Here is a 12,779-nt window from a genome sequence, read left to right on the forward strand (position 1 = left end):
ATGCGAAATGAGTGGGGCTTAAGCTGGCCAGCTGGGCCAAGCCGCTTAGGCTACATGAGCCGTTCAAGCCGTTCAAGCCGTTCAAGCCGTTCAAGCCGTTCAAGCCGTTCAAGCCGATCAAGCAGCAAGCCACCACGCCAGCACGGCACCACGCCACCTACCCCGTCGCACCCGCCATGCCGCGCACGACGCCCGGCACATACCGACCGAGCGTGAGGCCGCGCAGCGCCATGAAGAGCAGCATCGCGGCCCACAAACCGTGATTGCCGTAGAGCGCCAGCAAGGCCCACGACGCCGCCACGAACAGCGTGAACGACACCACCATCGACATCATGAGTTCGCGCGTGCGTGTTGCGCCGATGAATACCCCGTCGAGCAGAAAGCCCCACACGGAAACCACCGGCGAGAGCGCCGCCCACGGCAGATACATCTCGGCGGTGGCCCGCACCGCGGCCTGATTGGTCAGACGTTCGACGATCCACGAGCCCGCGCCCCAATACACCAGCGAGAACCCCAGAGCGCCGAGGGTCGACCACAGCGCCGTCACCTTGATCGCCTGCGTGAATGCATGGCGGTCGCGCGCGCCGATCGCCGCGCCGACCAGCGCCTCCGCGGCGTGCGCAAAGCCGTCGAGCCCGTAAGCCATGAAGGTCTGAAAATTGAGCAGCAGCGCGTTGGCGGCGAGTGTGGTGTCGCCTTGCCGCGCGCCCAGATGGGCAAACCAGCCGAACGACGAGAGCAGGCACAAGGTGCGCACGAAGATGTCGCGATTGAGCACCACCAGCCGCTTGAGTGCAGCCGCGTCGAACAGGGCGGCGCGGTTCAGCGCGGGCAGGCCGCGCGGCCTGCCGTGCCATAACAGCGCGGCGCCGAGCACGAAGCCGAGTGCGTCGGCCGTGGCCGTGGCCGCGCCGATGCCCGCTACGCCCCAATCGAACACATACACGTACAACAGCACGGCCGCGATGTTCACGCCGTTGATAAACACCTGCGAGAGCAACGCGAGCCGCACCTGCTGCGTGCCGAGCAGCCAGCCGAGCACCACGTAATTGCCCAGCGCGAGCGGGGCGGCCCAGATACGCGCGTGGCAATAGAGCCGGGCATTGCGTTGCACCGCGTCGCTGCCGCCGATCACGCGCAAGGCGTAGTCGATCAGCGGCAATTGCAGCGCCAGCACCGTGGCGCCGATCGCGGCCGCCAGCAACAGCGCGCGCACGACGTTGTTGCGCAGTTCGGCGGAGTCGTTCGCGCCGTGCGATTGCGCGACCAGACCCGTGGTGCCCATGCGCAGGAAGCCGAAACCCCAGAACACGAAGTTGAAAAATAGCCCGCCGAGCGCCACGCCGCCGAGATACGACGCGCCGTCCAGATGGCCGGCGACAGCGGTGTCGACCGCACCGAGAATCGGCTGCGTCAGATTCGCAAGGACGATGGGAAACGCCAGCGCCAGCACCCGGCGGTGCCAGTGGATGGGAACGGCGGGCGCTGCTGCCGACGGGTCCGCGCCGCGCGCGGCATTGCTCAATTGCGTTCCTGCACGCACACCCAAGGCGAGACGACCACCGCCCAGAGGTCCGGGTCGCGCGCGGCGAAATCGGCGGCGGTTTCCGCCTGCACGCGCTCGACGAGGCCCGCGGACAGCCATTGCGTCACCTGCGTGGTGTCGTCGCTGGCGATGGCTTCGGCAACGCTGACCAGGTCGAGGTCGCGCACGACGCGCAGCAGCATGCCGCGCGCAAAAAAGCGTTCGAGTTCGGGCCAGCCGATCTTGGCGGTTTCGGCGAGCAGCTTGGCGTACAGCGGGCTATGGGTGGCGTCGTTGGAAGTCATCGTAAGCGGGATTTGACGGGGTCGTTACTATAAACCATCGGTGCGGGCCGCCAGCGGGCCCCGCGTTCCGGTAGGCTAGCGGTCTTTCGAAATCGATTCTAACCTTCATGTCACTGGATTCAACGGCGCCGGCTGCGGGCGCGCAAGCGCATATCGTGACCGACGCGACGCTCACGCGTGCCGAGGTCGAGCAACTCATCGCGGCGAGCGGCGCCGGCAACAAGACGCCGCTTCATTTCACCGGCTGCGATTTCGAAGGTGTGGATCTGTCACGACTCGACCTGCGCGGCGCCGAGTTTCATCGCTGCACGATCGTCGAAACCTCGTTTTTCGGCGCGACGCTCTCGCATACCCGCTGGGTCCGTTGCCGCGGCCGCGAGGCGGATTTCGCGTCAGCCGATCTGGTCGACGCGCAGTTTCAGTCGAGTGACCTGAACAACACCAGTTGGCGGCGCGCCAAGCTCGCTTCCGCGTCGTTTCACAACTGCAAGCTGACCGGCGCCAATTTTGAAGCGTGCGCGGCGCTCGGCTTGAGCTTCGTCGAAACCCTGCTGGTCGGCGCGCACTTGCGCGGCCTGTCGTTTCGCAAAGCCACCCTGCATCAGCTTGATTTCTCCGACGCCGATCTCGCCGGGGTCGATTTCCGCGAAGCGATTTTCGACGGCGGCAGCCTGAAGGACGCGCATCTGAAGGGCGCGCGCTTCGACGGCGCGGACTTGCGCGAAGCCGACCTGAGCGGCATGCGGCTCGTCGACGCAGCGCTCTTCAAGGGCGCGACGATCTCGCATGCCCAGGCGGCCGTGCTCGTCACCGAACTGGGCTTGCGCGTCATGTAGGCACGGAACTCCAGCCGGCCGATTTTAGCCATTCGGCCAGCTTGAACGATTCGATGCCGCTACTTATGATTTGTTTGATCGACTCATTAATGTGAGTCGATTTTGGGCATCGCAATTTGTCGGTGGATTAACCGATCTCTATATATTCGCCATTCGCGAATGTGTGGTGAAGAAATCAGCTGATTTATTGAGGCGGTGAATGTCCTCCCGATTTTCGTTGATTGTCAGAAAGAGTGCGTTGGCGCACTAAAGCTACGCAAGACGCAAAGCGTCCGAAATATGCTGAATGGATTAGCCGAAATCCGCCAGTAGCCTTTCTTCAGCCTTTTAGCAGGCCGGTTCAGGCGGATTCCAGCGCCGCGCGGTGCGCCGGGCAATCCGAGAGTTTTGCGTGGGCTTTACGGCGCGGCACTGCTGGCGTTTCATTTGAAACGCCGGGCGTATTAAGCCTGTTTATTTCCGACTTGTTTAGTTCACGTAGCGCGGAATCCGTACGCCGTATCACATTGCATGCGCAATTAATATATTGCGCTTGTAAAAGCGGGTTGTTAGATTTCGTTCTGGCGCATGGTGAACCGGTCCTTTGCCGATATGCGCCGAACCCCCGTTAGCCCGGCCTCGTGCCGGGCTTTTTTTTCGTCGGATTCATGTGCGGGTCACTGCGGATTCATATCTGGGGCGGATCATGAAACCTTACTTTTCCTTTCCTGAGTATGACCGCGCTACTCATCTTTCTTGGCATCTGGCCGATCGCGCTCGGCGTGCTGGTCGCCTTCGCCGCGCGCATCGACCCGCGCTCAGGACGCTGGCGCCGCCGCTAATCGCCGCCTCCGCGCGCGTGGCGGCTGGCGCGTTGCCGTGCGTTGTCGTGGGTTGTCGTGGGTTGTCGTTATTGCTTGCAGCGAACCACCATCGAGCGATTTTTCACGTTCGCGCCAAAAATACCGCCCACCGTTCCGCCCGAGGTCGCGCCGTTGTCGACATCTTTCGAAACGACGTCGTAGCCGTAGTTGCCGCAGACTTCACCCGCGCGTTTGTAGCACTCGGCCCAGCTCGAGCTTGCGTCGCTGCCGCTGCAATTGATTGCAAAGCCGGTGTCGCCGCTCGGCAGGTAGGTCATGGTGGTGGTGCTGGAGCAGCCGCCGAGGCCGCCGAGCGTCAGCACGCCGAGACCGATCGCCGCAGCCGTCGCGACGGACGCAAATGCGCTCTTCATAGAGATTCCTTACAAATGACCGAAAAAGACGTGAAGCGAGGCCACGTCGTGTCCTGATTGGGCGTTTTATAGCACGCCGGGTTCCCCCGGCCGCATTGCACGGCGCGTGCCAGACGCGGCGTGGTGAGCGCCAGAGGCGCATACATGATCGGCACAGTCCGGATCGGGACTGGCGAAACCGTCCGCCAGCCCGCGCTTGCGTCTGCCCTCTAGCGAGGCGGCAGCGCCCGAGACGGGTCGATCGAGCGGCCCTGATAGCGCAACTCGAAATGCAGCATGACACGGTCGGTATCGGTGTCGCCCATCTCGGCAATTTTCTCGCCGCGCGTGACCGATTGGCCTTCCTTCACCAGCAGCACACGGTTGTGCGCATAGGCGGTCAGATACTCGGCGTTGTGTTTCAGAATCAGCAGATTGCCGTAGCCGCGCAAACCATTGCCGGCGTAGACCACCGTGCCGGGCGCCGCGGCGATCACGGGCGTGCCCGCTGCCGCCGAAATATCGATGCCCTTCGAATTGCTGCCGTCGAAACGGCGGATGACCGTGCCGTCGGCTGGCCATACCAGCGAGATGGTCGAAGCCGGCGCGGCGGACGGCGTACTGTCCGCGGGCGCCGGGCGCGGAGCCGGCGAAGACGCGCTGCCGTTTCCGCTGCTGCGCACGGCGCCACTGGTCGATGCGGCGCCGCCCGGCGGCGCGACGCGCAGCACCTGGCCGACCTCGATGCTATCCGGATTGGTCAAATTGTTCCAGCGCACGATGCTTTGCACCGATTGCCGGTTACTGCGCGCGATCTTCGACAGCGTATCGCCCTGTTCCACCCGATAGAAGCCCGGTCCCACCGGCGCTGACCCGCATGCGGCGAGCAAAGCCACCAACGACGCACCGACGAGCTGCTTCATCATTCTTGTTGTGTTACGCATTGGACCTCGCAAAGCGCTGCCGCGCGCCGATCCCGATCACGCGGCAGGTGGATACAAAGCGTCCGATTCTAACGGTTTTGCGCTGCAACACGCGAAAAGCGGGCAACGCGGGAGGCTCGCGCGGGCCGGCGTGCGGTGAAATGTAGCGACGGTCGTGGCAAAAGCAGGGGTTAAAGCCGGAAGCAAACCCCGCTTCAGATCCGTCCGCGAGCCTCTAGGTGAAATTGCCGCGATCAACCCAGCCTGGTGACGGTGATGCGCAGCGCCGCGACCTCCGTCTGACCCGGTTCGAGCCAGCGCAAGCCCATCCCGTTGTGAATCGCGTCCGGCAGACCGAGCCACGGTTCGACGCAGTAGAAGTCCGACTCCGCGGCTTCGGTCCACGTCGTCACGGCGTACCACGGCACCGAGCCCGGCCGTTGCAGGTCGATCGTGACGAGCCGGTCCAGACCCGGCGCGATGAGCCGCACCGGTTGATCCGGCGTGTCAGTGAGGCAATGGAAGCGGTCGTGAATGCGCGCCTCGTCGAGCGTGTAGCGCGCTTCGCCAGGCTCGGCGGCGCTGATCGACCCGTCGTCCTGCTGATAGCGCCGTTCGGTGCGCGGCAGCTCCAGCGAGGTCTCGGCGCGCTGCGTGTGCGGCAGCGTGAAGTAGAAGTGATGGCCGGCGTAGTAGGGCAGACGCGCGTCGCCGGTATTGGTGGTGGTGAAGGTGACGTCGAGCGTGCGCGCATCCGCGAGGCTGTAGGCGGCCTCGAAGCGGAAGCCGAACGGATAGCCGTGACGGGTTGCCTTGCTATCGGTGAGGATCATGCGCAGTCCCGCGCCATGCACGTCGGCGTGGGCTTCGAATGGGAGGTCGCGGGCAAAGCCGTGCATCGGCAGTTCGCGCACCGTGCCTTTGGCGTCACGCCAGAAACCGATCTTGCCGTCGACCCTGTGCCGGCCGAGAAACGGGAACAGCAACGGATTGCCGCCGCGAATCCGCGCGGGCTGGCTCCAGTCGGCGTGCTCCGGCCAATGGATGACTTCTTCGCCGTCGATCGTCCACGACATGAGGCGGCCGCCGGCTTGCGGCGCGAAACGGAGCACGGAGTCGTCCTGGTCGATCTCGAGAATGTCCTGTTGCGGAGAGAGGGGCATGGTCGATGGGCTGATGGGTAAGGGTTTGAGGGCGGACAGTGGTGAGCCGAAGGCCGCGCAAGCGCGGCTTGCGAGCGACGGTGAACATCGGAAATCGCCGCGCGGCGGCTCACGAAAGGAATGATTTTGCGCTGCTTTCCGCTACGGGGAAACCCTTCTGGGGAAATTGCGGGTGTCGCCGCAAGGGCATCCTTCTGATAATTCATCTGACTGCCGGGTAATTTCGACGACCCGGCAAGATCGGCTCAGGAGGCTGTATGGATCTCGCAATGGCAATGGGTGTGGCTTTATTCGGCATGTTCGCGGCAAGCACGGTCTACTTCTTCTACAAACTCGAACGCTGATTCGAGCGCTCCGGATTACCTTCTTGTTTCGCCGTCAAAGCGCGGCACGCGGATGGTTGGTCCGCCGGCTGTCATGACTTACACGCTAGTCACATAGGGCAGCCTTCCCGCGGTGCCCATTCTTTTTCAGGCCCGTAACAACGGTTTCGAGTTGTGACGCGGCGCACAATATTTCCTCGAATGCGGCTCAAACGCTTGGCGCTGACATTGCAGCCAGGCATAATCGGTGCGCCTTTGACGCGCCCGCAGATCCTTATCCGGCGCGCTAGTCCCCGACATTTTCCTTACAAGGATCCGCCGCGTGAACCTGTCGTTTCTGATCTTCCTGAGCGTGCTGCAAGGCGTCACCGAACTGTTTCCGGTGAGCAGCCTCGGCCATACGCTGCTCGTGCCCGCGCTGTTCGGTATGCATATCGACAAACACGCGCCGCAACTGCTGCCGTTCCTCGTCGCGCTGCATCTCGGCACGGCGTTCGCGCTGCTGTGGTACTTCCGCAAACGCTGGTGTGCGCTGGTGCGCGGTTTCTTCGCGTCGTTCGGTGGCCGCCGTAACGACGACGCGCACATGATGTGGGCGCTCATCATCGGCACGATTCCAGCGGGTCTCGTCGGCCTGCTGCTGGAAAAGCGGCTCGAGCGGATTTTCCACGACTTGCGGATCGTGGCGATCGCGCTGATCGTCAACGGTGTGCTGCTGTGGTTCGGCGACCGCCTGCAGCGTACGCGGACGCATCAGGCGCCGGAGAAGCTGAGTTTCGGTCAGGCGTTTTTCGTGGGTCTGGCGCAGATCGGCGCGCTGATTCCAGGTTTTTCGCGCAGCGGCCTGACGATGATCGCCGGTAATGCGGCCGGCCTGACGGCGGAGAAGGCCGCGGAGTTTTCGTTCCTGCTCGGCACGCCGATCATCTTCGCGGCCGGCGTGCTCGAACTGCCGAAGCTGTTCCACGCGCCGGGCCAGCTCGCGGACGCGTTGCTTGGCGGCGTGCTGACGGCGATCGCCGCGTACCTCAGCGTGCGTTTCCTGATGCGCTATTTCGAAGGCCGCGGTCGTCTGGCTTCGTTCGGCGTGTATTGCGTGATTGCCGGTATCGTGTTCCTCGGCTGGTTCCTGCTGAATCCGCAGCCGGTCTGATTGTGTTCGCCGTGTCCGCTGCGTGCTGGCGGGCAGGGAGCGATCGGTTATAATCCGGGCCCGGCTCAACCTGCCGGGCCCGTTTGTTTGATGGCTTGTTATGGCTTGCCACGGCGCTCGGGCCGGCTCGCGGAACTCTGTCCAACGCGCTGTCCCGCGCGAGCTCAGATTTCCCGTCTCGGGCACGGTCAGTTAGAATTTCGGTATTCCACGAACTCTGTGGCTTGTCGGGGCACAGGGTCCAATGCCCGAGAGCGGGTTCTCATTGCGGGCGATGCATGCTGTGCGTAGTTGCATCGCCTCACGTCAATACGGCAGTAGCTCAGCTGGATAGAGCATCGGCCTTCTAAGCCGAGGGTGGGGGGTTCGAGTCCCTCCTGCCGTACTTTTCATGTTTGCGAGTGCTCACGCCGCGCGGCGTGCCGCGGCCCGTGCAGGTGCGCGGCGAGCGTGCGTCGCGCATTGCTGCTGCCTCGCCGCGCCGTTCTCAACCGGCCGCTTTCACATCGATCGAGTCGACGCGGTCTGGATAGAACGCGAGATGCTGTGCGATCTCTTTTACCGCCGCATACGGCGACTCGTAAGTCCACACCGCGTTCACCGTCCGCTCGCCGCCGAGCGGAATGCTGTAGTACGCGCAATCGCCCTTGTACGGGCAGTAGGTTACGTGGTCGGTGCGCGCGAGCAGCGTCATCTCGACGTCGTTGCGCGGAATGTAATACACCGCCGGATACGACGCTTCACGCAGCACCAGCGCATTGTGCGTATCGGCGATCACCTTGCCGGCTACGGTCACGACCACGCGCGCCTTCGCTGGTTCGACCGTAATCGGATGATCGGGGCCGGGTACCTTGATGGTTCTTCCAGTCATGCTGTCGAACTCCTGAGTGAGTGGGCAAGCCCGCCATGCATTGCGAAGCATGTCGGGCCGTTATCGGCGAGGCGAAGCGATCGCGTCTTGCGTCGAAGCATACGCCGCTCGTGGAAACGCGTCGCACTCCGTGCGGCAGGCATAAAAAAAGGGCAGCCGAAGCTGCCCCTCAAAGTCTCACCGTCCGGCGGACTGTTGCTTGATGCTCAACGTCGTCCGCGTGGTATCGGACGCGTTCGGCCGTTCGCTCATGGCCGGATGTTCAGCGCGGCCGTGAGATCGCCCATCGGCTTGCTGCCGTTGCTCACGAGCGCCGCGTCGCGCGCCGCGATGCCCGGCAGCGTCGGCAGCGAGAAGCGGTGCGTGATGAAACGCAGGATCGAGGTGGTGTCGTACTGCGTGTGGTCGACATAACCCTTCTTCGCGTACGGCGAGATGATCAGCGCCGGAATACGCGTGCCCGGACCCCAGCGGTCGGCTTTCGGCGGCGCCACGTGATCCCAGAAGCCGCCGTTTTCGTCGTACGTCACGACGACCACCATGTTGTTCCACTGCGGGCTCTTCTGCAGATGCGAAATCACGTCGGCGATGTGCTGGTCGCCCGACGCGACGTCCGTATAGCCCGGGTGTTCGTTCAGGTTGCCCTGCGGCTTGTAGAACGACACTTGCGGCAGCGTGCCGCTGTCGATCGCCTTGATGAACTCCGAACCGGCGAGGCCGCCGTCGAGCAGATGCTGCGCGCGGTTCGCGCTACCCGGCGCGAAGTCGGCGAAATAGTTGAACGGCTGGTGATGCGGCTGGAAGTTCGGCGCCGACAGATTCGCGCCGTAGATCACGTTCGACGTGCCGGTTTGCGCCGCCGACACCGCCGCACCCCACGCGCCGCCGTACCATGCCCACGACACCTTCGCGTTGTTCAGCAGATCGCCGATGTGCTGCTGCGTCTGCGCCGGCAGGGTGGTCGCCGCGGACGGATCGGCGAGATTCTTGTCGCCGCCCGACGCCGCCTTGTTGCCGCTCGGCTGATACGGCGGCTGCATCGTGTTGATCGCGTAGAAGTCAGGCGTGAGGTTGCCTGAATTCACGTATTTGGGCGGGCCGCTCAACGCCGAAGCCGGCGAGTTGGCCGCGACCTTCAGCGTGACGCCGTCGCTTTCCACCGACGAGATCGAGCCGGCCGCCGGGCTCTTGTCCGCGTTCGGATAGGTCGGCGTGCACGCGCACACGAGCCACTGGTGGTTCAGGAACGAGCCGCCGAACGCGCCCATGAAGAAGTTGTCGGCCAGCGTGTACTGTTGCGCGATCTTCCAAAGCGGCAGCTTGTCGGCATTGAGCGAGTAGTGGCCCATCACGAGACCGCCCGAATCCGCCCATGCAGCGAACTTGTCGTTCTTGCCGCCGTCGATCTGCATCTGGTTCTCGTAGAAGCGGTGATACAGGTCGCGCGTCGTGGCCGTGATCGGCGTGTTGAAACCGTTCGGATCGTCGATCGCGAACGGGCTGTTCGGCAGATTCGCCGTCATGGCTTGAGTAACCACCGGCGTCACGCCGGTTTGCGTGAGGCCGTTCCACACCTGCGGCAGCGTCGCGAGCGTCGTGCCGTTGCGGTCCACCTGCGTGGCGCTTGCCGCCGTCACGTTCTGCAAGCCGTTCGCGCCCGGGAAGTTGCCATACAGATTGTCGAAGCTGCGGTTTTCCGCGTAAATCACCACGACCGTCTTGATCGAGGTGATGTCCGGTTGCGTGACTTCACTGCCGCCGCATGCATACAGGCTCAACGCTGCTGCGATCGCGATAGGCGTCGCGCAGATCAGTTTCTTGTTCATTTGATGTGGTTTCTCTCTCGCGTTGGGGACGGGCCACGTGCACTCCTTACACGGATGGCCGCCGGCGAAAGTTTGGCAAGGCAATTTGACAGAAAGATGTAATTGATTACGAATCGCCTCTGATTTGGGAAATTCCGTCGGCTACATGTCATTTAATCGACATGCGGATGAAATACGCTCGCGGACTTCACTATCGCGAACTCACATCTTTCATATGCGGCCAGGTCTGTCGGGGATTCGAAAAATAATGGCTGGAGGCGTGGCGCGGCGTACTGCCGGACTCGCGCCGAGGCGCGTGCGGCTCGCCGCGGCGCTCGCGCTGACCGCCATGACCATGACCCTTGCCGCGTGTGACGCGGGTGCGCCGGGGACCGCGGCCATCGCGAGTGAAGCGGCGAGCGCTGGCGCGGGCGCATCGTCGCATTCGTCCGGGCCGGTCGCGGCGTCGGCTGTGCGGGTCGCCGGCCATGAGGCGGGCCAGTCGCGCGCGCAGGTCTATGAGTCGGTGCGGCAGATGACAGCCCTCGGTAAGCAGCTGTTTTTCGATGCGTCGCTCTCCGGCTCCGGCAAGCTCGCTTGCGCGTCGTGCCACAGTCCGGACCATGGGTTCTCGCCGGCCAATGCGTTGTCGGTGCAACTGGGCGGCAGCGATATGCGCCGCACCGGCATGCGCGCCGCGCCGACGCTGAAGTATCTGCAATCGGTGCCGGCGTTCGCCGAGCACTATCACGAGTCCGACGACGAGGGCGATGAAAGCGTGGACGCGGGGCCGACGGGCGGCCTGACCTGGGATGGCCGCGTGGACCGTGGCGCTGACCAGGCGCGCATTCCGTTGCTGTCGTCGTTCGAAATGGGCAGCACGCCGGCCAGGGTCACAGCGGCGGTCAAGGCCGCGCCGTATGCCGACGCTTTCCGCGCGGCCTTCGGCGAACACGTTTTCGATAGCGACGACGCCACCTTCAAAGCCGTGCTGCAAGCGCTCGAAACCTTCGAGCAGACGCCCGAAACCTTCTATCCGTACACCAGCAAGTACGACGCGTATCTCGCGGGCAAGGCACCGTTGACGCAAGCCGAACTTCGCGGACTGCAGCTCTTCAACGACGAAAATAAAGGCAATTGTGCAAGCTGCCACATTAGCCAGCGCACTAAAGACGGCGCGCCACCGCAGTTCAGCGACTTTGGCTTGATCGCGATCGGCGTGCCGCGTAATCGCGCGCTGCCCGTGAATCGCGATCCGCATTTCTACGACCTCGGCGCGTGCGGTCCGGAGCGCACCGATCTGAAGGGCCGCGCCGAATTTTGCGGCATTTTCCGCACACCGACGCTGCGCAATGGGGCGCTGAAGAAGAGCTTCTTCCACAACGGCATCTATCATTCGCTCGATCAGGTGGTGCGCTTCTATGCGCAGCGCGACACGAACCCCGAGAAGTTCTATCCGGTGTCGAAAGGCAAGGTGCAGAAGTTCGACGATCTGCCGCAGCAATACTGGGCCAATCTGAATACCGAGGCGCCGTTCGACCGCAAACCGGGCGACAAGCCGGCGCTCGACGAGGCTGAAATCAAGGACGTGGTCGCGTTTTTGAATACGCTGACGGACGGGTATAGCGCGGGTGGCGGGACGGTCAGTTCAGTGGCCGCGAAGTGAAGCAAGACGTGGATGCAGGTGGTGCAAGGGCTGCGATTGCTCGCGTAGTCAGCCGCTCAGTGCAGTCTCAATCGCCTGCGCTCGCCAGCATGTAATAGCAGCCGACGAGCAGCCAGGCGAACGACATGAGCAGGCAAGCGATGCCCGCGCGCGTCAGCAGATTAGGCCAGCGGGCGCGAGGCAACGCGTCCATCCGCACGATGCGCCGCGCAAGTCCCGGATCGCGGCGAATAGCAACCGGCACGAGCGCGAGGCACAGCAGCGCCAGTGCGGCAGCGAAGATTTCCAGGGTGGACAGGATGTGCATGGCGAGGTGGCCGGAGCGGGTTTTGGATTGCCGCGAAAGCGCGACAAGCCATCTTAAGAATGGGTCGTACTACTCGGAATGGGACGCGTCCTAAAATTGCGTGAGACCGCCGCAGGCGCCAACGCGTGACTCGGGGAGCGGCGCGCGCCGCAGGCTCACGTCGCGGGCGTTTGCGCTGACTCAGAGCTCAGCCGTTTCGCACGGTCACTTCAGAGGCGCCATGCTATGCTTTTGAGGTCCAGATCGCGAGACGCCGTGAGCGTGCGCGAGACCGTCCGAACACTTTCGAGGAGAACCCTTCATGTCGATGCGAACCCGTGTGCTGTGTCACCTGACCGCCGCTAGTGTGTTGCTCGGTGGCGCGATCGGCGCGCACGCAGCGAACCTCGGCTTTCTGAACGACACGCCGCTCACCTATATGAAGCAACGCGACATCGACTCGGTCAAAAAGGCGGTCTTCTCCGCCCTCAACGACAAACAGGACGGCGAAACCACGAACTGGGTCAACGAAGGCACGGGCAACAGCGTAAAGATCGACGCAGCGATAACGGTCGCCAGTACGGCCAAAGATGGCGAACGCACCTGCCGTGATGTCGGCGTCGTCCTCAATGCGAAGGGACAGTCCATGAGCCTGCGCCCGCAGTTCTGCAAGCAGGGCAGCGGCACCTGGCAACTGCAGAAAAAGCATTGAGCATGCAGGCCGTCAT

Annotated in this window: 12 protein-coding genes and 1 tRNA gene; 5 read left to right on the forward strand and 8 right to left on the reverse strand. The window is 63.5% G+C overall.

Annotated elements, in window-relative coordinates; all coding sequences use genetic code 11:
- Positions 1-157: 157 nt before the first annotated feature.
- Positions 158-1,525: an MATE family efflux transporter gene (locus BLW71_RS00840; protein WP_091792619.1), complete on the reverse strand. Its 1,368-nt coding sequence runs from the start codon at positions 1,523-1,525 to the stop codon at positions 158-160.
- Positions 1,522-1,830: a DUF2288 domain-containing protein gene (locus tag BLW71_RS00845; protein WP_091792620.1), complete on the reverse strand. Its 309-nt coding sequence runs from the start codon at positions 1,828-1,830 to the stop codon at positions 1,522-1,524. Before BLW71_RS00845 ends, BLW71_RS00840 begins: the two co-directional genes overlap by 4 nt.
- A 107-nt stretch (positions 1,831-1,937) precedes the next feature.
- Here BLW71_RS00845 and BLW71_RS00850 point away from each other — a divergent pair, with 107 nt between their 5' ends.
- Positions 1,938-2,666, forward strand: a complete 729-nt coding sequence (locus BLW71_RS00850; RefSeq protein WP_091792621.1) for a pentapeptide repeat-containing protein — start codon at positions 1,938-1,940, stop codon at positions 2,664-2,666.
- Positions 2,667-3,555: 889 nt separating this feature from the next.
- Here the strand turns inward: BLW71_RS00850 and BLW71_RS00855 are convergent.
- From BLW71_RS00855 to BLW71_RS00865, 3 genes are all read right to left on the reverse strand, one after another.
- Positions 3,556-3,882, reverse strand: coding sequence for a hypothetical protein (locus tag BLW71_RS00855; protein WP_091792622.1), 327 nt, complete (start codon positions 3,880-3,882; stop codon positions 3,556-3,558).
- A gap of 209 nt (positions 3,883-4,091) precedes the next feature.
- The gene (locus BLW71_RS00860; protein WP_091792623.1) at positions 4,092-4,805 is read right to left on the reverse strand and encodes a peptidoglycan DD-metalloendopeptidase family protein; all 714 of its coding nucleotides are present in this window, start codon (positions 4,803-4,805) and stop codon (positions 4,092-4,094) included.
- A gap of 233 nt (positions 4,806-5,038) precedes the next feature.
- On the reverse strand, positions 5,039-5,947 hold the full coding sequence (locus BLW71_RS00865) for an aldose epimerase family protein (protein WP_091792624.1): 909 nt from the start codon (positions 5,945-5,947) through the stop codon (positions 5,039-5,041).
- A 645-nt stretch (positions 5,948-6,592) separates the two neighbouring features.
- Between BLW71_RS00865 and BLW71_RS00870 the strand changes: the two genes are divergently transcribed.
- Together BLW71_RS00870 and BLW71_RS00875 are read left to right on the forward strand one after the other, a co-directional pair.
- Complete coding sequence (locus tag BLW71_RS00870) at positions 6,593-7,423, forward strand: undecaprenyl-diphosphate phosphatase (protein WP_091792625.1); 831 nt, start codon at positions 6,593-6,595, stop codon at positions 7,421-7,423.
- Positions 7,424-7,734: 311 nt separating this feature from the next.
- Positions 7,735-7,808 (forward strand) — tRNA-Arg (locus BLW71_RS00875).
- A 102-nt stretch (positions 7,809-7,910) separates the two neighbouring features.
- Here BLW71_RS00875 and BLW71_RS00880 read toward each other — a convergent pair.
- Positions 7,911-8,294 carry a DUF427 domain-containing protein gene (locus tag BLW71_RS00880; RefSeq protein WP_091792626.1) on the reverse strand — a complete coding sequence of 128 codons (384 nt, stop codon included), beginning with the start codon at positions 8,292-8,294 and terminating at the stop codon, positions 7,911-7,913.
- A gap of 248 nt (positions 8,295-8,542) precedes the next feature.
- On the reverse strand, positions 8,543-10,120 hold the full coding sequence (locus tag BLW71_RS00885; protein ID WP_091792627.1) for an acid phosphatase: 1,578 nt from the start codon (positions 10,118-10,120) through the stop codon (positions 8,543-8,545).
- Positions 10,121-10,367: 247 nt separating this feature from the next.
- On the opposite strand from BLW71_RS00885, the gene BLW71_RS00890 reads away from it, so the two are divergent.
- Entirely contained in the window at positions 10,368-11,765 is a 1,398-nt protein-coding gene (locus BLW71_RS00890) for a cytochrome-c peroxidase (RefSeq protein WP_091792628.1), read from the forward strand.
- Positions 11,766-11,832: 67 nt separating this feature from the next.
- On the opposite strand, the gene BLW71_RS00895 is transcribed toward BLW71_RS00890, so the two are convergent.
- Entirely contained in the window at positions 11,833-12,072 is a 240-nt protein-coding gene (locus tag BLW71_RS00895) for a hypothetical protein (RefSeq protein WP_091792629.1), read from the reverse strand.
- Positions 12,073-12,373: 301 nt separating this feature from the next.
- Here BLW71_RS00895 and BLW71_RS00900 point away from each other — a divergent pair, with 301 nt between their 5' ends.
- A complete protein-coding gene (locus BLW71_RS00900) occupies positions 12,374-12,763 on the forward strand; it encodes an RT0821/Lpp0805 family surface protein (protein ID WP_091792630.1) in 390 nt (129 codons plus the stop codon).
- Positions 12,764-12,779 lie beyond the last annotated feature (16 nt).

This window comes from Burkholderia sp. WP9, from assembly GCF_900104795.1.
GTDB lineage: Bacteria > Pseudomonadota > Gammaproteobacteria > Burkholderiales > Burkholderiaceae > Paraburkholderia.

Coding starts and splice junctions, on each gene's coding strand:
- BLW71_RS00890 (WP_091792628.1), top strand. CDS start 10,368: ATGGCTGGAGGCGTGGCGCGGCGTACTGCCGGACTCGCGCCGAGGCGC.
- BLW71_RS00860 (WP_091792623.1), bottom strand. CDS start 4,805: ATGCGTAACACAACAAGAATGATGAAGCAGCTCGTCGGTGCGTCGTTG.
- BLW71_RS00845 (WP_091792620.1), bottom strand. CDS start 1,830: ATGACTTCCAACGACGCCACCCATAGCCCGCTGTACGCCAAGCTGCTC.
- BLW71_RS00865 (WP_091792624.1), bottom strand. CDS start 5,947: ATGCCCCTCTCTCCGCAACAGGACATTCTCGAGATCGACCAGGACGAC.
- BLW71_RS00885 (WP_091792627.1), bottom strand. CDS start 10,120: ATGAACAAGAAACTGATCTGCGCGACGCCTATCGCGATCGCAGCAGCG.
- BLW71_RS00900 (WP_091792630.1), top strand. CDS start 12,374: ATGTCGATGCGAACCCGTGTGCTGTGTCACCTGACCGCCGCTAGTGTG.
- BLW71_RS00855 (WP_091792622.1), bottom strand. CDS start 3,882: ATGAAGAGCGCATTTGCGTCCGTCGCGACGGCTGCGGCGATCGGTCTC.
- BLW71_RS00895 (WP_091792629.1), bottom strand. CDS start 12,072: ATGCACATCCTGTCCACCCTGGAAATCTTCGCTGCCGCACTGGCGCTG.
- BLW71_RS00880 (WP_091792626.1), bottom strand. CDS start 8,294: ATGACTGGAAGAACCATCAAGGTACCCGGCCCCGATCATCCGATTACG.
- BLW71_RS00850 (WP_091792621.1), top strand. CDS start 1,938: ATGTCACTGGATTCAACGGCGCCGGCTGCGGGCGCGCAAGCGCATATC.